Origin of the sequence: Bacillus sp. SIMBA_008 (genome assembly GCF_046535495.1) — a bacterium.
Taxonomy (GTDB): domain Bacteria; phylum Bacillota; class Bacilli; order Bacillales; family Bacillaceae; genus Bacillus; species Bacillus subtilis.
Genome location: NZ_JAWRWL010001400.1, coordinates 1 through 230 on the forward strand (window position 1 = coordinate 1; position 230 = coordinate 230).

The following is a 230-nucleotide window of genomic DNA, read 5'->3' on the forward strand; positions in this document are numbered from 1 at the left end:
CGGTCCCGATCCTGCGCACGGCACTCGTCGGGAACATCGACGCCCAGCTTCCGGCGCTCGTCTCCAGCGACCTCGCAGACCGCTACTTCGAGATGACGACCGTCGAAGGCGACACGATCTACTCGCCGCGCGACCAGCAGCCCCGTGACTTCGCGTTCGCGATCTACGACGCCGACGGCGTGCTGCAGGCCTCGACCGCGGACGCGTCGGAGGCAGGACCGCTCTTCCCG

Annotated in this window: 1 protein-coding gene; it reads left to right on the forward strand. The window is 69.1% G+C overall.

Annotated features, from left to right (window positions below):
- Positions 1-230 (forward strand): hypothetical protein (locus tag SB658_RS28075; protein ID WP_410603890.1); only part of this gene is annotated, 230 nt, incomplete at both ends.